General features: G+C 66.0%; 19 protein-coding genes. 9 read left to right on the plus strand and 10 right to left on the minus strand.

Annotated features, from left to right (window positions below):
- Nucleotides 1-96 precede the first annotated feature (96 nt).
- Complete coding sequence (gene rpoD / locus ACCC97_RS16370; RefSeq protein ID WP_235507900.1) at nt 97-2,283, minus strand: RNA polymerase sigma factor RpoD; 2,187 nt, start codon at nt 2,281-2,283, stop codon at nt 97-99.
- Here rpoD and ACCC97_RS16375 point away from each other — a divergent pair.
- The gene (locus ACCC97_RS16375; RefSeq protein ID WP_235507901.1) at nt 2,276-2,608 is read left to right on the plus strand and encodes a hypothetical protein; all 333 of its coding nucleotides are present in this window, start codon (nt 2,276-2,278) and stop codon (nt 2,606-2,608) included. The two genes, rpoD and ACCC97_RS16375, sit on opposite strands and share 8 nt — an antisense overlap.
- A gap of 123 nt (nt 2,609-2,731) precedes the next feature.
- On the opposite strand, the gene dnaG is transcribed toward ACCC97_RS16375, so the two are convergent.
- The gene (gene dnaG / locus ACCC97_RS16380) at nt 2,732-4,756 is read right to left on the minus strand and encodes a DNA primase (RefSeq protein ID WP_007830661.1); all 2,025 of its coding nucleotides are present in this window, start codon (nt 4,754-4,756) and stop codon (nt 2,732-2,734) included.
- An 80-nt stretch (nt 4,757-4,836) separates the two neighbouring features.
- Here dnaG and ACCC97_RS16385 point away from each other — a divergent pair, with 80 nt between their 5' ends.
- Nucleotides 4,837-5,784: a YihY/virulence factor BrkB family protein gene (locus ACCC97_RS16385; protein ID WP_007830662.1), complete on the plus strand. Its 948-nt coding sequence runs from the start codon at nt 4,837-4,839 to the stop codon at nt 5,782-5,784.
- On the opposite strand, the gene ACCC97_RS16390 is transcribed toward ACCC97_RS16385, so the two are convergent.
- Nucleotides 5,732-6,490 carry a 3-hydroxyacyl-CoA dehydrogenase gene (locus tag ACCC97_RS16390; RefSeq protein WP_413333898.1) on the minus strand — a complete coding sequence of 253 codons (759 nt, stop codon included), beginning with the start codon at nt 6,488-6,490 and terminating at the stop codon, nt 5,732-5,734. The two genes, ACCC97_RS16385 and ACCC97_RS16390, sit on opposite strands and share 53 nt — an antisense overlap.
- Nucleotides 6,491-6,620: 130 nt before the next feature.
- Entirely contained in the window at nt 6,621-7,172 is a 552-nt protein-coding gene (locus tag ACCC97_RS16395; protein WP_007830664.1) for a phasin family protein, read from the minus strand.
- A gap of 186 nt (nt 7,173-7,358) precedes the next feature.
- Between ACCC97_RS16395 and ACCC97_RS16400 the strand changes: the two genes are divergently transcribed.
- Nucleotides 7,359-7,802: an acyl-CoA thioesterase gene (locus tag ACCC97_RS16400; RefSeq protein WP_007830665.1), complete on the plus strand. Its 444-nt coding sequence runs from the start codon at nt 7,359-7,361 to the stop codon at nt 7,800-7,802.
- Here ACCC97_RS16400 and ACCC97_RS16405 read toward each other — a convergent pair.
- Entirely contained in the window at nt 7,792-8,226 is a 435-nt protein-coding gene (locus ACCC97_RS16405) for a hypothetical protein (protein ID WP_007830666.1), read from the minus strand. The two genes, ACCC97_RS16400 and ACCC97_RS16405, sit on opposite strands and share 11 nt — an antisense overlap.
- 41 nt (nt 8,227-8,267) lie before the next feature.
- Nucleotides 8,268-8,501, minus strand: coding sequence for a CsbD family protein (locus tag ACCC97_RS16410; protein ID WP_413333900.1), 234 nt, complete (start codon nt 8,499-8,501; stop codon nt 8,268-8,270).
- A gap of 184 nt (nt 8,502-8,685) precedes the next feature.
- Here ACCC97_RS16410 and pncB point away from each other — a divergent pair, with 184 nt between their 5' ends.
- Genes pncB through ACCC97_RS16435 form a run of 5 tightly spaced genes read left to right on the plus strand, consistent with a single transcriptional unit; the run spans nt 8,686 to nt 14,900 of the window.
- Entirely contained in the window at nt 8,686-9,906 is a 1,221-nt protein-coding gene (gene pncB / locus ACCC97_RS16415; protein WP_007830668.1) for a nicotinate phosphoribosyltransferase, read from the plus strand.
- Between the two features lie 35 nt (nt 9,907-9,941).
- Entirely contained in the window at nt 9,942-11,354 is a 1,413-nt protein-coding gene (locus ACCC97_RS16420; protein WP_413333901.1) for a sodium:proton antiporter, read from the plus strand.
- Between the two features lie 11 nt (nt 11,355-11,365).
- On the plus strand, nt 11,366-12,352 hold the full coding sequence (locus tag ACCC97_RS16425) for a 2-hydroxyacid dehydrogenase (protein ID WP_007830683.1): 987 nt from the start codon (nt 11,366-11,368) through the stop codon (nt 12,350-12,352).
- Between the two features lie 20 nt (nt 12,353-12,372).
- Entirely contained in the window at nt 12,373-13,740 is a 1,368-nt protein-coding gene (locus tag ACCC97_RS16430) for a DNA recombination protein RmuC (protein WP_007830684.1), read from the plus strand.
- Entirely contained in the window at nt 13,737-14,900 is a 1,164-nt protein-coding gene (locus ACCC97_RS16435) for an MFS transporter (protein WP_007830685.1), read from the plus strand. Before ACCC97_RS16430 ends, ACCC97_RS16435 begins: the two co-directional genes overlap by 4 nt.
- Here ACCC97_RS16435 and ACCC97_RS16440 read toward each other — a convergent pair.
- From ACCC97_RS16440 to earP, 3 genes are all read right to left on the minus strand, one after another.
- A complete protein-coding gene (locus ACCC97_RS16440) occupies nt 14,897-15,760 on the minus strand; it encodes a TIGR00730 family Rossman fold protein (RefSeq protein ID WP_007830686.1) in 864 nt (287 codons plus the stop codon). The genes ACCC97_RS16435 and ACCC97_RS16440 overlap by 4 nt on opposite strands.
- Nucleotides 15,761-15,879: 119 nt before the next feature.
- A complete protein-coding gene (gene efp / locus ACCC97_RS16445; RefSeq protein WP_007830687.1) occupies nt 15,880-16,434 on the minus strand; it encodes an elongation factor P in 555 nt (184 codons plus the stop codon).
- A gap of 153 nt (nt 16,435-16,587) precedes the next feature.
- On the minus strand, nt 16,588-17,676 hold the full coding sequence (earP, locus tag ACCC97_RS16450) for an elongation factor P maturation arginine rhamnosyltransferase EarP (RefSeq protein ID WP_413333903.1): 1,089 nt from the start codon (nt 17,674-17,676) through the stop codon (nt 16,588-16,590).
- Nucleotides 17,677-17,751: 75 nt separating this feature from the next.
- Here earP and ACCC97_RS16455 point away from each other — a divergent pair, with 75 nt between their 5' ends.
- Nucleotides 17,752-19,176 (plus strand): M20/M25/M40 family metallo-hydrolase, encoded by a 1,425-nt coding sequence (locus ACCC97_RS16455; RefSeq protein WP_007830689.1) that lies wholly within the window; start codon nt 17,752-17,754, stop codon nt 19,174-19,176.
- A 51-nt stretch (nt 19,177-19,227) separates the two neighbouring features.
- On the opposite strand, the gene ggt is transcribed toward ACCC97_RS16455, so the two are convergent.
- Nucleotides 19,228-21,285: a gamma-glutamyltransferase gene (gene ggt / locus ACCC97_RS16460; RefSeq protein ID WP_413333905.1), complete on the minus strand. Its 2,058-nt coding sequence runs from the start codon at nt 21,283-21,285 to the stop codon at nt 19,228-19,230.
- Between the last annotated feature and the right edge of the window lie 134 nt (nt 21,286-21,419).

A 21,419-nucleotide genomic window follows, 5' to 3' on the forward strand; every position in this document is an offset into this window, starting at 1 on the left:
TTGCTCCATTCTTCTTGTCGTGTGCGGCTCCCAAAAGAGAGCGCCCGCCGCCCGGTGAGGGGCGAGGCGGGCGCTTGTGGCTTCAGGGAACCCGGATTACAGAGTATCGATGAAGCTGCGCAGCTTGTCGGAGCGGCTCGGGTGCTTCAGCTTGCGCAGCGCCTTGGCCTCGATCTGGCGGATGCGCTCACGCGTCACGTCGAACTGCTTGCCGACTTCTTCCAGCGTGTGGTCCGTGCTCATCTCGATGCCGAAGCGCATGCGCAGCACCTTGGCTTCGCGCGGCGTGAGCGAGTCCAGGATGTCCTTCACCACGTCGCGCAGGCCGGCCTGCATGGCGGCCTCGATGGGCGCCGTGTTGCTGCTGTCCTCGATGAAGTCGCCCAGATGCGAATCGTCGTCGTCGCCGATGGGGGTTTCCATCGAGATCGGCTCCTTCGCGATCTTCATGATCTTGCGGATCTTGTCTTCCGGGATCTCCATCTTCGCGGCCAGGATGCCGGCGTCGGGCTCGAAGCCGAACTCCTGCAAGTGCTGGCGCGAGATGCGGTTCATCTTGTTGATCGTCTCGATCATGTGCACCGGGATGCGGATGGTGCGCGCCTGGTCGGCGATCGAGCGCGTGATGGCCTGGCGGATCCACCACGTCGCATAGGTCGAGAACTTGTAGCCGCGGCGGTATTCGAACTTGTCGACCGCCTTCATGAGGCCGATGTTGCCTTCCTGGATCAGGTCCAGGAACTGCAGGCCGCGGTTGGTGTACTTCTTGGCGATGGAAATCACGAGGCGCAGGTTGGCCTCGATCATTTCCTTCTTGGCATCGCGCGAAGACGATTCGCCTTCGTTCATGCGCTTGTTGATGTCCTTGAGCTGGGTCAGCGGCACCACCACGCGCGACTGGATGTCGGTCAGGCGTTGCTGCAGTTCCTGCACCGGCGGAATGTTGCGCGCGAGCACGGCGCTCCAGGGCTTGCCGGCGGCAGCCTGCTTCTCGACCCACTTGAGGTTCAGGAGGTTCGACGCGATGCGGTTGCCGTTCTTGTCGTAGCCGCTGAAGTCGCGGATGAACTCGTCCTGCGGGAAGCCGCACTTGTCCACGATGATGCGGCGAAGCTCGCGCTCCTTCTTGCGCACGTCGTCGACCTGCGTGCGCACCAGGTCGCACAGCTTCTCGATGGTCTTGGCCGTGAAGCGGATGGTCATCAGCTCTGCGGACAGGGCCTCCTGGGCCTTGACGTACGCGGGGGTGCCGTAGCCTTCCTTGTCGTAGATCTTGTGGACCTTCTCGAACATTCCGGCGATGCGGTCGAAGCGCTCGAGCGCTTCGCGCTTGAGTTCCTCGAGCTTCTTGGTCAGGGCCTTGGAGCCGCCCTTGCCGTCATCGTCGTCTTCCTCGTCGAATTCGTCGAAGTCTTCTTCGGCCACGTAGTCGTCGGCCTCGTTGGGATTCGAGAAGCCGTCGACGATGGTCGAGATGACGACCTTGCCTTCGCGGATCTCGGCGGCCAGGCGCAGGATCTCGGCGATGGTGGCAGGGGAGGCCGAGATGGCTTCCATCATGGCCATCAGGCCGCCTTCGATGCGCTTGGCGATTTCGATTTCGCCTTCGCGCGTCAGCAGCTCGACCGTGCCCATCTCGCGCATGTACATGCGAACCGGGTCGGTGGTGCGGCCGAATTCGCTGTCCACCGTGGACAGGGCCGCTTCGGCTTCTTCCTCGGCTTCTTCCACCGTGGTGGCGGTGGGCGCGGTGTTGTTCAGCAGCAGGGTTTCGGCGTCGGGCGTCTGCTCGTACACCGCCACGCCCATGTCGTTGAGCATGGTGACCACGACTTCCATGGTCTCGGCGTCGACCAGCTTGTCGGGCAGGTGGTCGGAGATTTCGCCGTGCGTGAGGTAGCCGCGCGTCTTGCCCAGCGTGATCAGGGTCTTCAGGCGCGAACGGCGCTTGGCCAGGTCTTCTTCGGAGAGCACGGTCTCGTCGAGGCCGAATTCCTTCATCAAGGCGCGTTCCTTCGCCTTGCTGATCTTCATGCGCAGCGGCTTGACCTTTTCTTCGGTGGTCGTGGCAGCCGCGGGCTCGTCGCCGGCCAGATCTTCCTCGATGTCCGACAGGTCGATGTCGTTCTCGGGCGCATCCTTGTCAGCCTTGGGCTTGCGGCCGCGCTTGGCGCCGGTGGCAGGCGTGGCGGCACCGGCGGCCTTGGGCGGGCGGCCGACTTTCTTGGCTGCCGGGGCGGCTGCTTTTTTGGGATCGTCGAGAGAGGTCGATTTCGTGGGCACGGTTTTCACTTTCGTTGCGGCTGCCGATCTGGATGCGGCGGCGGCCGTCTTGGTTGCCGGCTTCGCGCCGGCTTTCAACGGTTTCTCTGCTGCGGGCTTGGTGGCGACGCTTTTGGCAAGTGAAGGAGCAGGCTTCTTTGAACTGGGCATACGACCTCGTTACGGCAAGAAAGAACAAGCGAAATCACAGGCGCACCGTCACACGGACAGCGCCACCACAGCCCGTGCACAGGCACGGACTAAAAACAATTGGGAAAGAGGAATGAATTCCTCAGCAGGCAAGATGTCGGGCGAACATTTGGTATGCAGTCCTTGCGGTTATTGACCCTTTCCGCCGGAATTTACCGTTGGAGTGCGTTGCGCTAGGGGTCGGCCCGGAGGTGCTGCTGTCGCTCTTGCCTAATTTCGCCAGTTGCGAAGCCCTACATTATAGCGTGTTGCGCAAATTTCAAGCAGTTTCTGAACCCGAGGCGCGCAGGCGGGCGCGCAATTCGAGCCGCCGGGTCTCCAGCGCCTTGTAGCGCTCCAGGGCTTTCGGGTCTTTCCCGACGGCCGCGATGGCTTCGCTCTGCTGGGCCTTGAGGCGGTCGTCGAGCATGAAATCGAGCACGCTGGCGAGTTCGCGGGCGGCGTCGGCCAGGTGCTGCGCTTCTTCGCCCTCGGGGATGGGACCGGCTTCGGAGACGGACATCAACCGCTCGGCCAGCGGCTCGAAGCCGAGTCCGCGCAGGCCTTCGCGCAGGGCTGCCCAGGGCTGGACACCGTGCTCGTGCAGCTGGCTGTCGAGCCAGGTGAAGAGGGCACCGTGATGGCCGGGCAGTTCGCAGAGCATCAGGTGAAGCTCGTGCGACAGGGCTTCCCACTGCGCCATGTTCGACAGCAGCAGCCGCACCGCCACGTCGGGGCGGCTGGGCGGGGCGCCGCGTCCGCGCAGGGGCTCGATGGGTTCCTCGAATTTGCCGCCCCAGCGCTTGCCCTTGGTGAACTTGCCGCGCTGCTGGAACTTGGGCTTGCTATCGCTTTCATAGCGAGGCGGTTCGTAGTCCTGGGGCGGGGGCATGTCCGGGTAGTAGTCATCACTGTCGCCACCGCTGAAGCCCGAGGGCTCGCTGTGGCGCTGCGGCGCCGGTGCGCCCCCGGCCTTGCGCGGGCCGGGTGTGGAGGCCCAGAGATCCGACAGCGCCGCCGCATCGAGCTGCACCAGCGTTGCGATCTCGCTCAGCAACTGGCGCTTGAGTGCGCCGTCGGGCATGGCGCTCCAAAGCGGGCGCACGTTGCTCGTCATGTGGGCGCGGCCCTCGGCGGAAGTCAGGTCGCAGCCTTCGCGGGCGGCTTCGAGCATGAAGCGCGACAGCGGCGTTGCCTCGTTCACGAAGCGGGCGAAAGCCTCGGCGCCGTGCTCGCGGATGAAGCTGTCGGGGTCGTGCTCGGCCGGCAGGAACAGGAACTTGATGCTGCGCACATCGGTGGCGTAGGGCAGCGCGCCGTCGAGCGCCTTGCGCGCAGCGCGCCGGCCCGCGGCGTCGCCGTCGAAGCTGAACACCACCGATTCGGTGAAGCGGAAGAGCTTCTGCACGTGCTCCGTGGTGCAGGCCGTGCCGAGCGTGGCCACCGCGTTCGGAAAACCGAGCTGCGCCAGCGCCACCACGTCCATGTAGCCTTCGGTGACCAGCGCATAGCCGCGGTCGCGGAAGGCGGCGCGGGCTTCGTAGAGCCCGTAGAGCTCGCGGCCCTTGCTGAAAACGGGCGTTTCGGGCGAGTTCAGGTACTTGGGCTTCTCGTCGCCCAGCACCCGGCCGCCGAAGCCGATGCATTCGCCCTTCACATTGCGGATCGGGAACATCACGCGGTCGCGGAAGCGGTCGTAGCGCTTGGCCTCGGCCTCGCTGAGCTGGCCTTCCTCGTTGTTGACGATCACCAGCCCGCTCTCGGCGAGCAGGGGGTCGTCATAGTCGGGAAACACGCTGGCGAGCGCGCGCCAGCCGGCCGGCGCATAGCCGATGCCGAACTGCTTGGCCACTTCGCCCGACACCCCCCGGCCCTTCAGGTATTCGATGGCGCCGGGCGCCTGCCGCAGGTGCTTGCGGTAGGCGTCGCCGGCCTTTTCGAGCACGTCGCTCAGCGTGGCCTGCTTCTGGCGCTGGCTGGCGGCGCGGGCGCGCTCGGCGGGGGAGGCGTCGTCTTCCGGCACCTGCAGGCCGTACTGGCCGGCCAGGTCGTGCACCGCCTCGACGAAGCCCATGCCGGCATGCTCCATCAGAAAGCCGATGGCGTTGCCATGCACCCCGCAGCCGAAGCAGTGATAGAACTGCTTGGTCGGGCTGACGGAGAAGGAGGGCGATTTCTCGCCGTGGAACGGGCACAGGCCCATGAAATTGGCGCCGGCCTTCTTGAGCTGCACATAGCGGCCGACGATCTCGACCACATCGGCGCGTGCGATGAGTTCCTGGATGAATGAAGCGGGGATGGTCATGTAGGCGAAGAGCGGCAAATCATACGCAAGCGGGCGAAGCCTCGCGCCCCGGCGGCATACTGAAAGCGACCGGATCACGCATGACGATGCCCAAACCCCTGCAACACATCGCGCCGCTGCTGCGCCACCCCCTGCGGTTCGCCTGGGACGCGCTCAAGGAATTTCGCGCCAACCAGGGCCTGCTGCTCGCGGGGGCAGTGGCGTACTACGCCTTGCTGTCCATCGTGCCGCTGCTGATCGTGAGCGTGATCGCCCTGTCGCACGTCATCGAGCAGGCCGAGCTGCTGCGCACCATCGGGCGGTACCTCGAATGGCTGCTTCCGGGGCAGTCGAAAGCCATCGTGGCCGAGCTGTCGAGCTTCCTGGACCATCGCGACGTGCTGGGGCCGGTGTTGCTGGTGACGATGATCTTCTTCAGCTCCCTGGCCTTCAGCGTGCTCGAAAGTGCCATGGCGGTGATCTTTCACCACCGCAAGGCGGACCACAAACGCCATTTCCTGGTATCGGTGGCCATGCCCTATGTCTACATCCTGTGCCTGTGCGTCGGGTTGCTGCTCGTCACGCTGGTGTCGGGCGCGCTGCAACTGGTGGGGCAGGAAAGCGTCGACCTGCTGGGGCGCAGCTGGTCGCTGTCGGGTGTTTCGGGGCTGCTGCTGTACCTGCTGGGGCTGGGCGGCGAGATCTTCATGCTGACTTCGCTCTACCTCGTGATGCCGGCCGGGCGCATGTCGCTGCGCCATGCGCTGCTGGGCGGCGTGACGGCCGCGCTGCTGTGGGAGGCCACGCGGCGCGTGCTGATCTGGTACTTCTCGACGCTGTCGCAGGTGAATGTGGTCTACGGCTCGCTCACCACGGCCATCGTGGTGCTGCTGAGCCTGGAGATCGCCGCCACGCTGGTGCTGCTGGGCGCCCAGGTGATCGCGAACTACGAGCGCCTGGACCGCACCGGCAGCACGAAGCCGCCCAAATCCGCTCTCAGCGGGGAGCCAATCGAATCGCTCCGTCCAGACGAATCACCTCGCCGTTGAGCATGTCGTTCTCGATGATGTGCTTCGCCAGCTTGGCGTAGTCCTCGGGCGTGCCCAGGCGGGAAGGGAAGGGCACGCTGGCGGCCAGGGCATCCTGCACTTCCTGCGGCATGCCGAACAGCATGGGCGTGCCGAAGATGCCGGGGGCGATGGTCATGTTGCGGATGCCGCTGCGTGCGAGGTCGCGGGCAATGGGCAGCGTCATGCCGACCACGCCGCCTTTCGAGGCGCTGTAGGCGGCCTGGCCGATCTGGCCGTCGTAGGCCGCGACCGAGGCGGTCGAGATCAGCACGCCGCGCTCGCCGGTGGCTTCGGGCTCGTTCCTGCCCATGGCGTCGGCCGCCAGGCGGATCATGTTGAAGCTGCCGATCAGGTTGACCGTGACGGTCTTGCTGAACACGGCCAGCGCGTGCGGGCCGTTCTTGCCCACCGTCTTCTCGGCCGGTGCGATGCCGGCGCAATTGACGAGGCCGACCAGCTTGCCGAGCTTGAGCGCGGCGGCCACCGCGGCCTGGCCGTCGGCTTCCTGGCTCACGTCGCACTTGACGAACACGCCGCCGGTTTCCCTGGCAACGGCTTCGCCCTTGTCAGCCTGCATGTCGGCGATCACCACCTTGGCGCCATTGGCCGCCAGCATGCGCGCCGTGCCTTCGCCGAGGCCCGAAGCGCCACCGGTCACGATAAAAACCTTGCCGTCGATCTGCATGGAGAGTCTCCTGAAATGAGACCCGCATTATCGAAGAGGCCCGCCAGACGAAAAAAAGGCCTCGTCGTGAGACGAGGCCCTGAATTGGATCCGTGAGGACCCAAGGAGACAACTGGTGGTGGTCGCCAGCTTAGCGCTTGCGCGAAGCGGTTGCGGTCTTTGCGGCGGCAACGGCTTGCGTCGACACGGCATTGAAGTTGGCTTCGGCGACGTCCGATGCTTGCTTGACGGCCTTCTGGACCGATTCGAAAGCGTTGTTGGCGGCAGCCACGGCGCTCTTCAGCACGGCAACGGCGGTTTCCGAACCGGCGGGGGCGTTCTTGGAAGCGCTGTCGACCAGGCCGACGAAGGCTTGCTGGGCTTCGGCAGCCTTGGCTTCGAAGGCCTTGCCGAATTCGGCGCCGGTGCCTTGGGCGATGTCGTACAGGTGACGGCTGTAGGCAGCGGTCTTTTCAGCCAGGGGCTGGAACAGGCTGGCTTGCAGCGTCAGCAGCTCTTGGGCGTCCTTGACGCTCAGGGCGGCCTGGGCGGTGCTCTGGGCTTCGACCAGGGCAGCCTTCGAGGCGGTCACGTTCAGTTCGACGAGCTTCTCGACGCCTTCGAAAGCCTTGGTGGTCAGGCCGAAGAGGGTTTCGAGGTTTGCCTTTTGGGCGGCGAGGATTTGGTCAGCGGTCAGGGCCATTTGGGAAATCTCCAGAAGGGGATGATTGAGTGGTCGGTTCACGTTGCGCTGTCTCGCCGTCTATGTTGCGGTGCAGCATGGCCTCAAGTATAGGCAGCTGAGTTTTGCGATCAAGGGGTTTTTGCTGCCATGCAGCAATTTAGAAGCCATCTTCTAAATTCGGCTTCCCGGGCAAAATGCCGCGCGATGAGCGCCCCGACCAAACCAATCCCCCAGGCGCGCGGCAGCTACCGCGCCTTCCGCAGCATTCCCACGCGCTGGGCCGACAACGACATGTACGGCCACGTCAACAACGTCGTCTACTACAGCTGGTTCGACACCGCGGTGAATGCACTGCTGATCGAGCGCGGCGCGCTCGATATCCACCAGGGCTCCACGATCGGCTTCGTGGTGGAGACGCAGTGCAACTATTTCGCGCCCATTGCGTTCCCGCAAACCGTCGAGGCGGGCATCCGGGTGGCACAGGCGGGCCGGTCGAGCGTGCGATATGAAATCGCGCTGTTCGCCGAGGGCGCGGACAGCGCTGCAGCACAGGGCCACTTCATCCACGTCTACGTGGATCGCGTCACGCAGCGCCCGGTACCGCTACCCGAGGCGCTGCAACGCGTGGTCGATTCGCTCAAGGCTTGACCGGCGCGGTCCGTTCTGAAGCGGTCTTCTTCATCGCCTTGATGTCGGCCTTGCCCTGGGCTTCGTCGGCCTTGGCCTGCTTCACGCAGGCGGCCTTCGCATCGCCCTTCTGGTCGTCGCATTTTTCCTTCGCGACTTCATAGGTGGCCTTCACCTTCTCTTCAGCCACGTTGCGGGCGTGGCTGTCGCTCGGCTGGTACTGCTGCTCCAGCTCGGCCTTGGCGACGTTTTCCTTGCCCTTGGCTTCCTTCTGGCAGACGTCCTTGGCGTTGTCCTTCATCGTGTCGCACTGGGCCTTCGCGACCTTGTAGTCGGCCTCGATCTTTTCCTTGGCGACCTTGTATTCATCCTTGGTCATGGCGCTGGCCTGCGTGGCCACGAAGCAGGTGGAGGCGAGGGCCAGCATGAGGAGATGCTTTTTCATGGGATGTTTTCCTTCGGGAATGGATGAAATTCAGGAGCTGCTCAATAGCGTTCGAACCAGAGCGCGTCCGGCGTGCGGCCATCGCGCGATTCCCAGTCCTTGACCTGCTTCTCGGCTTCTTCGCGGCTGATGCCATGGCGCTCCTGGATGCGGCCGAGCAGCTGGTCGCGCTTGCCCGCGATGACGTCGAAGTCGTCGTCGGTCAGCTTCCCCCATTGCTCCTTGACCTTGCCCTTGAGCTGTTTCCAGTTGCCTTTGACGATGTCCTTGTTCATGCAAACCTCCTTTGACTTTGAGCCAGGTTGATCCGGCGGGCCGTGTGCTTCGCCGTGGAATCACTGTCATCGGGGGGATTCACCCTCACGGTAGGACGTGCAGTTCAGGCCCCGTAGGCAGAGGCCGACTCACCCCGTGATAATCAAACGGACGCCGAAAGTTTGAGACACCGCGCACAGCACCATGATCATTCACAGCCTGCTCGACACCGACCTCTACAAGTTCACGATGATGCAGGTGGTCCTGCATCACTTCCCCGGGGCCCGGGTCGAGTACCGCTTCAAGTGCCGCAACCCCGGCGTCGACCTGGCGCAGTTCGCGGGACAGATCCGGGACGAGGTGCGCAGCCTGTGCTCGCTGCAGTTCCGCGACGCCGAGCTGGCCTACCTGCGCTCGATGCGTTTCATCAAGAGCGACTTCGTCGACTTCCTCGGGCTCTTCCGGCTCAATGAGAAGTACATCAACATCGTTCCCCAGCCCTCGGGCGAGCTCGAGATCCGCATCAAGGGGCCATGGCTGCACACCATCCTGTTCGAGATCCCGGTGCTGGCCATCGTCAACGAGGTGTACTTCCGCAATACGCAGAAGAAGCCCGACTTCGAGGAAGGCCGCCGCCGGCTCGAAACCAAGATCACCCAGCTGCAGGACGCAGGCCTCGCCGACCTGAAGATCGCCGACTACGGCACGCGCCGCCGCTTCTCCAAGGACTGGCACGAAGAGGTGCTGCGCACGCTGACCGCCCGACTCGGCGCCGTCACCTCGCCGCCAGTGCAGGCGCCGCCCGGCACGCGGCTGCCGCAGCTCGCGGGCACCAGCAACGTGCTGTACGCGATGAAGCTGGGCCTGATCCCGCTGGGCACCATGGCCCACGAATACCTGCAGGCCTGCCAGGCGCTCGGCCCGCGGCTGCGTGACAGCCAGATCTTCGGCTTCGAGAGCTGGGCGCGCGAGTACCGAGGCGACCTGGGCATCGCTCTGTCCGACGTGTACGGCATGAACGCGTTCCTGCGCGACTTCGACATGTATTTCTGCAAGCTCTTCGATGGCGCCCGCCACGACAGCGGCGACCCGTTCCAGTGGGGCGAGCGCATGCTGGCGCACTACGTCGCCAACCGGGTCGATCCGCGCACCAAGACGCTGATCTTCAGCGACGGCCTCACGGTGCCGCGCACCATCGAGCTCTACCAGCAGTTCCGCGGCCGCTGCCAGCTGGCCTTCGGCATCGGCACCAACCTCACCAACGACCTGGGCTACGAGCCGCTGCAGATCGTCATCAAGATGATCCACTGCAACGACCAGCCGGTGGCCAAGCTGTCGGACACGCCATCCAAGAACATGTGCGAGGACGAAAAATACCTGGCCTACCTGCGCCAGGTCTTCGAGATCGAACAACCCCCGGCTTGAAGGCTGTACTGACCCCTCTGGTACGGTACGGCCCCATGAAAAACCCCCTTCGCCTTGCGGCGGCCGCGGTGCTGCCGCTGACGTTTCCCGCCCTGGCGATGGCTGCCGACTTCGACGGCGCCACGCTCTCGCCGCTGTGGGGCGTGCCATTCGCCGGCATCCTGTTGTCGATCGCGCTGTTCCCGCTGCTGGCGCCGGGCTTCTGGCACCACCACTACGGCAAGGTCTCGGCGGCCTGGGCGCTGGCCTTCCTGCTGCCCCTTGCCGCCACCTTCGGCGTTTCGCTGGCCGGCGCCCAGCTCGTGCATGCGCTGGTGGAGGAGTACATCCCCTTCATCATCCTGCTCACGGCGCTGTTCACCGTGGCGGGCGGCATCCACATCCGGGGCAACCTGCATGGGGCGCCCGGCCTCAACACCGGGCTGCTCGCCATCGGCGCGGTGCTCGCGAGCTTCATGGGAACCACCGGCGCGTCGATGCTGCTGATCCGGCCGCTCATTCGTGCCAACGACAACCGCAGGCACCGGGTCCACGTGGTCGTGTTCTTCATCTTCATCGTTTCCAACGTGGGTGGCTCGCTCACGCCGCTGGGCGATCCGCCGCTGTTCCTCGGCTTCCTGAAGGGCGTCGACTTCTTCTGGACCGCGAAGAACATCCTGCCCGACACGCTCTTCCTCCTGGCCGTGCTGCTCGCGCTGTTCTACGCCATCGACCGCCACTACTATCGCAAGGAGGGCGTGCTGCCGGTCGACCCGACGCCCGACACGAAGCGCATCGGCTTCGATGGCGCCGTCAACTTCTGGCTTCTGGGCGGCGTGGTCGCCTTCGTGCTGCTCAGCGGCTTCTGGAAGTCGCCCGTCGGCTTCGACGTCTTCGGCACCCGGGTGGGCCTGCCGGGCCTGGTGCGCGACGCGGGCCTGGTCGCCATCACGCTGCTCTCGCTGACGATCACGCCGGCCAAGGTGCATGCCGACAACCAGTTCGAGTGGGGCCCCATGGCCGAGGTGGCCAAGCTGTTCGCGGGCATCTTCCTGACCATCATCCCGGTGATCGCGATGCTCAAGGCCGGCACGCAGGGGCCGTTCGGCGCCGTCGTCTCGGCCGTGACGCGCGCCGACGGCCAGCCCGATCCGGCGATGTATTTCTGGGCCACCGGCATGCTGAGCTCCTTCCTCGACAACGCGCCGACCTACCTGGTGTTCTTCAACACCGCGGGCGGCGACCCGGCCGCGCTGATGACCACCTACGCCACCACGCTGGCCGCCATCTCGGCTGGCGCCGTGTTCATGGGCGCCAACACCTACATCGGCAACGCACCCAACCTCATGGTCAAGGCCATCGCCGAGAGCCGCGGCGTGCGCATGCCGAGCTTCTTCGGCTACATGGCGTGGTCGGTGGCCATCCTGGTTCCGCTGTTCGTTCTTTCCACCTTCATCTTCTTTCGCTGAGTGCAAACATCATGAGCAAGCCCAAGATACTGGTCGCGCGCGCGATCTTTCCCGAAACCATCGAGCGCCTCTCGCAGCACTTCGAGGTCGAGTCGAACCAGTCCGACGAGAGCTGGAGCAAGGAACAGCTGATCGCGAAGCTGCAGGGCAAGCAGGGCGCCTTCACCACCGGCAGTGAGCGCATCGACGCCGCGGTGCTCGATGCCTGCCCCGGCCTGAAGATCTGCGCCAACATGGCGGTGGGCTACAACAACTTCGACGTCGACGCGATGGCCGCGCACGGCGTGCTCGGCACCAACGCGCCCGACGTGCTGACCGAGACCACGGCCGACTTCGGCTTTGCGCTGCTGATGGCCACGGCGCGCCGCATCACGGAGAGCGAACACTTTCTGCGCGCGGGCAAGTGGCAGAAGTGGAGCTTCGACATGTTCGCCGGCTCCGACATCCACGGTTCCACGCTCGGCATCATCGGCATGGGCCGCATCGGGCAGGGCATCGCGAAGCGCGGTGCGCACGGCTTCGGCATGAAGGTGGTCTATCACAACCGCTCCAGGCTCGACGCCGCGCTCGAGGCCGAATGCAAGGCCAGCTACCTGAGCAAGGAGGAGTTGCTCAGGACGGCGGACCACGTGGTGCTTGTGGTGCCTTATTCGCCGGCCTCGCACCACACGATCGGCGCGGCCGAGATCGCGCTGATGAAGCCGACCGCCACGCTCGTCAACATCGCGCGCGGCGGCATCGTCGACGACGCGGCATTGGCCGTGGCCTTGCGCGAGAAACGCATCGCCGCCGCGGGCCTCGACGTGTTCGAGGGCGAGCCCAAGGTGCACCCCGACCTGCTGACCGTGCCCAATGTGGTGCTGACGCCGCACATCGCCAGCGCCACCGTACCCACGCGCCGCGCCATGGCCGACCTTGCGGCGGACAACCTCATCGCGTACTTCGGCGGCAAGGGGCCGCTGACGCCCGTGACGCCCGTTCCTTCGGCAAGCAAATAGGCAGAGGCAGTACCGCAACCTTGGACACCTCGCTGATCCTCATCGGACTGGCCGTACTCGCGGTCGTCCAGCTCGTGCTGGTGATCTGGCTGCTGGCCCGCCGGCAGCCCTCGTCCGACCACGGCGACGTCCTGCGCGTGCTGGCCGCCCTGGGCTCGGCCAACGAACGCACCGAGCGCGAACTGCGCCACGACATCGGCGAAAGCTCGCGCGGCGTGCGGCAGGAAACCGCGCAGGCCTTCGCCACTTTCCAGCAGGCGCTGGTGCAGCAGGGCGCCGAAGCCACGCGCACGCAGAATGCGCAGCTCGACGCGTTCTCCCTGCAGCTCGCGTCCTTGCAGAAGACGTTGGCTGACACGCTCAGCACGCAGCTGCAGGGTTTGAGCGAATCGAATGCGCGCCGCCTGTCCGAAGTGCGCGCGACCATGGAAACGCAGCTCGCGCAGCTGCAGCAGACCAACGCCGTCAAGCTCGACGAGATGCGCAAGACGGTCGACGAGAAGCTGCAGAGCACGCTCGAGGCGCGCCTCGGCGAAAGCTTCAAGCAGGTGGCCGACCGGCTCGAACAGGTGCACAAGGGACTCGGCGAAATGCAGACGCTGGCCGTGGGCGTGGGCAGCCTGCAGCGCGTGCTGACCAACGTGAAGACACGCGGCGTGTTCGGCGAAGTGCAGCTCGAGGCGCTGCTCGAACAGGTGCTCACGCCCGACCAGTACGCCAAGCAGATCGAGACCAAGCCGCGCAGCGGGCAGCGTGTCGATTTCGCGATCCGCTTTCCGGGGCGGGGCGAGGACGGTGCGCCGGTGTGGCTGCCCATCGACGCCAAGTTCCCGCGCGACGACTACGAGCGGCTCATCGACGCGCACGAACGCGCCGATGCCGTGGGTGCCGACCTGGCGGCCAAGGCGCTCGAAGCGCGCATCCGCACCGAGGCCAGGTCGATCGCCGACAACTACCTCGCCGCGCCGCACACCACCGATTTCGCCATCCTCTTCCTCCCGGTCGAGAGCCTCTATGCCGAGGTGCTGCGCCGGCCGGGCCTGATGGATGCCATCCAGCGCCAGCACCGCGTGACGCTGGCGGGCCCGACCACCTTGCTCGCGATGCTCAACAGCCTGCACATGGGCTTTCGCACGCTGGCGCTGGAGCAGCAGGCCTCCGAAGTCTGGAAGGTGCTGGGCGCAGTGAAGACCGAGTTCGAGCGTTACGGCGAATGGGTCGCGCGCGTCAAGGAGCAGGTGGCCAAGGCTTCCGACACGCTCGACAAGGCCGACACGCGCGCCAAGCAGATGCGCCTGGCGCTGCGCAAGGTGGAGGCGCTGCCCGAGGCGCAGTCGCAGGCGCTTCTGCCGCCCACCGCCGACAGCGAGGCCGAAGACACCCCGTGAAAGGTTCCGAACTGCTGCGCGTGATCGGGGCCCAGGTGTGCCTGCACGCGACCATGGCCGGCATGCGGCTCGCCACGCCGCTGCTGGCGCTGCAGCAGGGCTACAGCGCCGCGGCGGTCGGCCTGCTGATCTCGCTGTTTGCGCTGACGCAGGTCTTCCTTGCATTGCCTGCCGGACGCTTTGCCGACCGCTACGGTTTCAAGCGGCCGCTGTGGCTGTCGGTCATTGCGGCAGTCGTCGGTGCGGGGCTCGTGGTGATCTTTCCGATCTTTCCGGTGATGTGCATTGCCGCCCTGCTGACAGGCGGCGCCACGGGCGCGACGGTCATCGCGCTGCAGCGGCACGTCGGCCGCTCGGCCACTGACGCGACGCAGCTCAAGCGCGTGTTCAGCTGGCTCGCCATCGCGCCGGCCGTGGCCAATTTCGTCGGGCCCTTCCTGGCCGGCATGCTGATCGACCATGCAGGCCGCTCGCCCGCGGACATGCTTGCGTTCCGCATCTGCTTCGCGGTGATGGCGGCGCTGCCCATCCTCTGCTGGATGCTCGCGCGCGGCGCGCACGAGCCACCGCCCGCCGCGCCCGTGCCGGGCGCCACGCCGACCCGCGCCTGGGACCTGCTGCGCGAACCGATGTTCCGCCGCCTGCTGTTCGTGAACTGGCTGCAGTCGTCGAGCTGGGACGTGCACGCCTTCGTGCTGCCGGTGCTGGGGCACGACCGGGGCATCAGCGCCTCGGTGATCGGCTCGATCCTCGGCGCCTTCGCGATCGCGGCGGCGGTCGTTCGCGTGGTGCTGCCGGTGATCGCCTCGCGCGCTTCGGAGCGAAGCGTGATCCTCAGTTCCACGGCGGTCACTGCGATGGTGTTCGCGGTCTATCCGCTGCTGGACTCGGCGCTGAGCATGGGAGTGTGCTCGGTGGTGCTCGGCTTCGCGCTGGGCGCGGTGCAGCCGATGGTGATGAGCATGCTCCACCAGATCACGCCGCACACCCGCCACGGCGAGGCGTTGGGCCTGCGGCTCATGACCATCAACGCGTCGAGCGTGGCGATGCCAATGCTGTTCGGCTCGCTCGGTGCACTGATCGGCATCGGCGGCGTGTTCTGGGTAGTGGGAGGCGTGGTGGCGCTCGGCGCGCGCGCCACCTGGGGCCTCAAGGTCTAGAGCTTGTAGAAGCGCTTGATCGCGCTCCATGCGTCTTCGGGCGCGTCGACATATTCGAAGAGCTTCACGTCGCCCGGCGATATCACGCCTTCGTCGACCAGAAAGTCGAAATCGATCAGCCGCTTCCAGTAGTCCGAGCCGAACAGCACGATCGGCACCGGCTTCGACTTCTTCGTCTGCACCAGCGTGATCACCTCGAACAGCTCGTCGAGCGTGCCGAAGCCGCCCGGAAACGCCACCAGCGCCTTCGCACGCATCATGAAATGCATCTTGCGGATGGCGAAGTAATGGAACTTGAAGCTCAGCGCCGGTGTGACGTACGGGTTGGCTTCTTCTTCCATCGGCAGCGCGATGGCCAGGCCGACCGAGAGGCCGCCGCCTTCGTGCGCGCCGCGGTTGGCCGCCTGCATGATGCCGGGGCCGCCGCCGGTGCAGACGAAGAGCTTGTCCTGCGGTTCCTTGTCGTTGCTGTACTGCGCGACCATCTTGCCGAAGGCGCGCGCCTTCTCGTAGTAGTGCGAATTGCGCGCCAGCCGGCGCCAGCGCTCGGATGCCGCGGCGTCGCCAGCGGCGTCGGCCTGCGCGATCATGGCGGAGGCGTCTTCCTCGCTGCGAAAGCGTGCGCTGCCGAACACCACCACCGTGTTCTCGATGCCATGGGCGCGCTGCTCGAGATCGGGCTTCATCAGCTCGAGCTGCATGCGGATGCCGCGCGTCTCGCGGCGCAGCAGGAACTCGGGGTCGGCGAAGGCGATGCGCGAGGGATCGGGGTCGAGCGGCAGGCCCTTGTCCGCATGGGACTGGAGCGTGGCCCAGGCATCGGCCAGGCGTTTGTCGTGAATGTTGTGCGTGTTGTTCATGAGGAAACCAGACGGAAGGACCTTGGGAGATTGTGCAGCGTTGCAACTGCCATGCCCATCAACAAAAAAAGCTCCTTGCGGAGCTTTTTTCGAGGGTGGCGGTCAGCCGGGAAAGAGGCTCAGACGCGCTTGCGGTATTCGCCGGTGCGCGTGTCGATTTCGATCTTGTCGCCTTGCGACACGAAGAGGGGCACGGGCACTTCGAAGCCGGTGGCGATCTTGGCGGGCTTGAGCACCTTGCCCGAGGTATCGCCCTTGACGGCGGGTTCGGTCCAGGTGATTTCGCGCTCGACGCTGGTCGGCAGTTCGACCGAGATGGCCTTGCCGTCGTAGAACACCACTTCGACGGCCATGCCGTCTTCGAGGTAGTTCAGGGCGTCGCCCATGTTTTCGGCTTCGACTTCGTACTGGTTGTAGTCGGCGTCCATGCAGACGTACATCGGGTCGGCGAAGTAGGAGTAGGTGCAATCCTTCTTCTCGAGCACGATCTGGTCGATCTTGTCGTCGGCCTTGAAGACCACTTCGGTGTTGAAGTTGGCGATCAGGCTCTTCATCTTCATGCGCACGGTGGCGGAGTTGCGGCCGCCGCGGCTGTATTCGGTCTTGAGGACGACCATCGGGTCCTTGCCGTGCATGATGACGTTGCCGGCGCGGATTTCTTGAGCGATTTTCATAACAGGGTCTCTGGATGTTGGCCGCTCGGTGCACGGGGCTGCCGGCGACGCTTGCCGGCATTGTTGGCCCCGCGGTACAGGTCCCGCGGCAGGTTTAGCGGAGAGCATCTCGAATCGTTGAGATCCGGGCCGAAATCCGCAAAGCCCGCTATTTTAGCTTTTTTGGCCGATCAGTTTCCGCAGTTGCGTGACCAGATCGTCCTGGGCGAGCAGCCGCGTGCGGGCGTCCAGTGCTGTTTCGAGCCACGGGCCCTGTGTTTCAGGCAGTGGCAGGGCACCGTCGACGAAGCCGTTCCAGGCGTGGTGGAAAAGCCGCAGCGAGGGCGGGGCGCCGAGCCAGTCCAGCCAGGCGTTCAGCTTGACGTGGTGGGCATCGTCGTCCTGCGGGTAGATCTGCCAGACCAGCGGCGCGCCGGCCCAGAGGGCGCGCACCAGCGAATCCTCGCCGCGCACGAAATTCAACTCGCAGGCCCAGAGCAGGTGATCGAAATCGGGCTGCGTGAGATAGGGGAGGTATGAAATTGATAGCGCACCGCGCTCGTGGGTCGATGGGGCGCCCCCAAAACAAGCCTGGACCGCCTGGGTGGCGCGGCCCGCCGTCACCAGCAGGCGCGTGGGTTCGGGGCCTTCCGCCAGCCGGGTCAGCAAGGCGGCCAGCGCAGGCGGCTCGTAGCAGAAGAGGGAGAGCAGGCGTTCGTCGGCTCGCCACGGGATCTGCCGTTCGGCCAGCCACTGCACCCGGTCGAAGCGCGCCCGGCGTTCCATCAGGCCGGGCTCGCGCAGCAGCCCGCCCGTGGCTGGCGTGAAGCCTGGATAGAAGAAGCGCTTGGTCAACCTGGCGCCGGGACCCCTGAACACCGGCGACGGCAGCCCATGCAGCCGCTCCACGTACGGTTCGGCCGACAGGTATTCGAGGTTGATCCACGCACTGCCCGGCCCTTCGGCGAAACGGGCGATCGATTCCGGCGCCGGCTCGCAGCCGAAGGCTTCTATCAATACGTCGGGCGCCGGCCCCGCTACGGCAGCCCGAAGCGCAGCGGCGTCGAGCCAGTCGATCACCTCCACGCCGTCGCGACCAGTGCGAGCCTCGGGCGCCATCCAGCGCAGCGCCGCCGCATCGTCGATCCACAGCCGCACGCGTTCGCCGAGCGCGGCCAGCTGGCGGGCCAGCCGCCAGCAGACGCCGAGGTCGCCGTGGTTGTCGATGACCTTGCAGAAGATGTCCCATTGCCTCGATTGCATGGGCGCGAGTGTGCCCGTGTTCGCGGGCGGTGCTTGCTATGCTGTCCGGCACAACCACCACCGGAGAGAGAACCCATGAGGATGAAGACCTTCCGTGTAGCGAGAACCGTGCTCGCCGCCTCGCTGGCCCTGTGCGGCATGACCGCTGCCATGGCGCAGACGCAGACCCCGCCGGCCCTCACGCCGCAGCAGCAGCGCTTTCACGACATCTACAAGGAGTTGATCGAGATCAACACCAGCCATTCGGTGGGCGACAACACGGTGGCCGCGCGCGCCATGGAAAAGCGCTTGATCGAATCGGGCTTCGCGCCCGGCGACATCCAGATCTTCGAACCCTTCCCGAAGAAGGGTAACCTGGTGCTGCGCTTCAAGGGCGACGGCAGCAAGAAGCCGCTGCTGCTGCTGGCCCACATCGACGTGGTCGAGGCCCGGCGCGAAGACTGGAAGACCGACCCCTTCAAGCTGCAGGAAACCGGCGGCTACTTCACCGCGCGCGGCGCCATCGACGACAAGGCGATGGCCTCGGCGCTGGTCTCGGTGATGGGGCAGCTGAAGCAGGAGGGCTTCAAGCCCAAGCGCGACATCATCCTGGCGCTGACGGCTGACGAAGAGCGCGGCGATGCGCTCAGCAACGGCGCCTTCTGGCTCATCAACAACAAGCCCGAGCTCCTGCAGGCGGAGTTCGGCATCAACGAAGGCGGCGGCGGCGAGCTGCGCGGCGGCAAGCCCAACCTGCACCGCATGCAGGTGGCCGAGAAGATGTACACCACCTACATGCTGGAGGCGCGCGACGTGGGTGGCCACAGCTCGGTGCCGACCAAGACCAACCCGATCTATGCGCTGTCCGCCGGCCTGGAACGGCTGGGCAACTTCAGCTTTCCGGTGAAGCTCGCGGAGGTCACGAAGACGTACTTCGCGCGCAGCGCACCGTTCGCCACCGGCCAACTGGCCGACGACATGCGCGCGGTAGGCGCGGGCAACCCCGACGCAGCGGTCATCGAGCGCATGTCGGCCAACCCGGCCTACAGCGCGCAGTTCCGCACCACCTGCGTCGCGACGATGGTGCAGGCCGGCCATGCCGAGAACGCGCTGCCGCAATCGGCCAAGGCCACGGTCAACTGCCGCATCCTGCCGCACGACGATCCCGAGGAAGTGGAGCGCCTGCTGACCCAGGCGGTCGGCAACGACAAGATCGTGGTGCGCAACATGGGCAAGCCGCTGCGCAGCCCGGCGTCGCCGCTGAACGGCGACCTTGTGAAGACCGTGGAGTCGCTCACGCAGCAGATGTGGCCCGGCGTGCCCGTGGTGCCTGCGATGAGCACAGGCGCCACCGACAGCCGCTTCATGCGCAACGCGGGCATTCCGATGTACGGCGTGAGCGGCATTTTCCTGGAGCCGTCCGATGCGCGCGCGCACGGGCTCGACGAGCGCATCGAGATCCAGCGGCTTTATGACGGCCGCGAGTTCCTGTACCGGCTGGTGTCGGAGCTGGCGAAGTAGGCGCGCCGATGAGCGGCGCCTGCGAGCACCACTTCGTCCAGGCCAACGCCCTCAGGGCGTGAAGGTATCGCCCAGCACGATGCCTTCGCGCCGGGGGTCGGCGCCGCCTGTCAGCACGGTCTTGCCACCGACGCTGGTGCGGATGATGGTGCTCACGCCGCTGGACTGCGCCGAGACCGACACCTTGTGACCCAGTCCGATCAGCCCGGCGACCAGCGGGTCGTTGAGGCCCGAGTTCGTCGCGTCGATGTTCGGATGCTCGCCGCCGACATTGGTGGTCACGCTGTTGGAGGCACCGAAGTCGACCAGTGACGTGGCCTGCTGGGCGTCGAGCCCCCAGTCGAGCGCGCCGACCAGCGTCTTCACGACGTACTGGATGATGGTGCCGCCGCCCGGCGAACCGGTGCCCATGACGAACTCGCCCATGCTGCCATCGGCCTGCTTCCTGAATACCAGCGTCGGCGCCATCGTGCTGCGCGGGCGCTTGCCGGGTGCGACCCGGTTGGCCACCTTGATGCTCGGATCGACCGTGTCGTTCGGGTTGGCCGAGAAGTCGGTCAGCTGGTTGTTCAGCATGAAGCCCTGCGTCATGTGGAACGAGCCGAGCGTACTTTCCACCGTGGTGGTCATCACCACCACATTGCCCTGCTTGTCGACGATGGTGAAGTGCGTGGTGCCATGCTCCTCGGTCTTGTCGATGCCCAGCGGCACCGCGCCCAGGTTGCCGGCCTGGGCAACGCCCATGCTCTTCGCCAGGCTGATGAGGCTGGCGCGGCTCTGCAGATAGGGCTTGTTGATCATGGTGTCGACCGAGCCGCCCGGCAGCGGAACGAAGTCGGTGTCGGCCACGTACTTGTCGCGGTCTGCATAGGCCAGGCGCTCGGCCTCGCTCACCAGGTGCACGCCCATCACGGTCGGCTTGCCTCCCTCGATGCCGATGGCGGTCGGCTTGTACAGGCCCATGTTGAAGGTCTCGAGGATGCCCAGGCTCGCCACCACCGCGATGCCGCCCGAGGACGGCGGCGACATGCTGCACACGTAGTAGTCGCGATAGGTGCCGCAGACCGGGTCGCGCCGCTTGGCCTTGTAGTTGGCCAGGTCGGCCAGCGTGGTCTTGCCGGGCGTGATGGCCGAGCCGTCGTTCGCGGCGACCGTGACGCCGATCTTGTCGACGATGCCCTGGGCGATGTCGCCCGTGTAGAAGGCGTTGGCGCCTTGCGTCGCGATGGTGGCCAGCGTCTTGGCGTAGGCCGGGTTCTGCAGGCGGGTGCCCAGCGCCTTCGGCGTGCCGTCGGCGTTGAAGAAGTAGGCCGTGGCCTCGGCGTCGCGCTTGAGGCTGGCGGCCGACGACGAGATGGCGGCGGTCATGCGCCCGCCGATCAGGAAGCCGTCGGAGGCCAGCGTGATGCCGTAGCTGAAGAGGTCTTTCCAGGGCAGCTTGCCGTGGTCCTGGTAGGCGATGTCGAGCATGCGCACCGCGCCTGGCGTGCCGATCGAGCGGCCGCTGGCGCGCGCGCCGCCGGGCTTGGGCAGGCTGGTGTCGGTGGCGTCGTCCACGTAGCGCAGGTAGTTCTCGGTGGCCGCGGCGGGCGCGGTCTCACGGCCGTCGTAGGCCTGCACCTTCTTCGTCGCGGCGTCGTAATAGAGCATGAAGGCGCCGCCGCCCAGACCGCTCGATTGCGGCTCGACCAGCCCCAGCACGGCCTGCACGGCCACCGCCGCATCGACTGCGCTGCCGCCGGCCTTCAGCACGTCGCAGCCGGCGCGCGTGGCCAACGGGTGGTTGGCGACGACCATGTAATTCTTCGCGTAGACCAGCTTGTGCCCCGGCGCGTAGCCCGAGGCCGCCTCGGGCGCGGCCGGATCGCCGGCATCTCCCGAGCCGACCACCACGGAGGAGTTGCCGGTCGAGGTGAGGCAGCCGTTGTCGGGTGCGCTCGGGGCAGGCTGCTGGGCCGGTTGATTGGCCGCGTTGATCGCGGCGATGGTTGCAAGAATCGTTGTCGTGTCTTGCGCGTCATTGCGGGAGGCGCCGCCGCAGCCCGCGAGGCTCAGCGAGAGCGCGATGGGTGAGAGCGCCCACCAGGCGCGCCTGTTGTTCTTGTTCATGCAGATTTCCCGAATAGGTATGTTGAAAAAACCGGGCGCTCCTCGCGCCCGTGGCTATCTTCAGCAGGTTTCATTCCAGCCGCGTCGGGGTTTGCGCGCAGGCGGGCGCCGGGCCGCGTGCCGCGCGCCACAAT

It is taken from the genome of Variovorax sp. Varisp85 (genome assembly GCF_047304045.1).
Classification (GTDB): Bacteria; Pseudomonadota; Gammaproteobacteria; order Burkholderiales; family Burkholderiaceae_C; genus Variovorax.